Origin of the sequence: Klebsiella sp. A-Nf5 (assembly GCF_002810545.1) — a bacterium.
Classification (GTDB): Bacteria; Pseudomonadota; Gammaproteobacteria; order Enterobacterales; family Enterobacteriaceae; genus Klebsiella; species Klebsiella variicola.
In genome coordinates, this window is record NZ_PIOG01000172.1 from 1 (window position 1) to 554 (window position 554).

At 55.4% G+C, this 554-nt stretch carries 1 protein-coding gene; it reads left to right on the forward strand.

The window, feature by feature from the left end; genetic code table 11:
• Positions 1–92: 92 nt before the first annotated feature.
• The coding region (locus CWM53_RS19300) for a carbohydrate ABC transporter permease (protein WP_413773717.1) at positions 93–554 on the forward strand (462 nt) is incomplete at its 3' end.

The window sequence follows — 554 nt, forward strand, 5'->3', positions numbered from 1 at the left end:
GACGGCAAGATGAACGCTGAGCTGAAAAAACAAAATGTGCTGGCTAACTGAGGACAACCGTGATGACGCTGCATGAGACGAAGTCCTCGCCGATGAAGCAGGCCGCGTCGCCTGACTCGATCGGATGGCTGAGCGCAAAGCGTAAGCGGGCGCTGATCCCGTGGCTGTTTTTAGCGCCTGCGCTCATTATTTTTAGCTGGTTTAAGTTCATCCCGATGATTCAGGGTCTGGTGATGAGCTTTTACAAGGTCAACTTTAATCAGCCGAACGAGTGGGTAGGACTCGATAACTTTACCCGTGCTTTTGCCGACGTCGAGTTGCACGCGGCGGTGGTGAATACGCTGCTGTACGTGGTAGTCACGATGTTCGCTGCGGCTATCCTGGCGTTCTTCCTCGCGATGCTGCTGGAAGGCCCGGCGCGCCACCTGCGTTTTATTCGCACCGCCATCTTTTTACCCGCCGTCACCAGCGCGGCGATCGTCGCCGAAATGTGGCGTATTTTATTCAACCCGACGCCCAACGGCGTGGTTAACCACATTCTCAGCTGGTTTGGC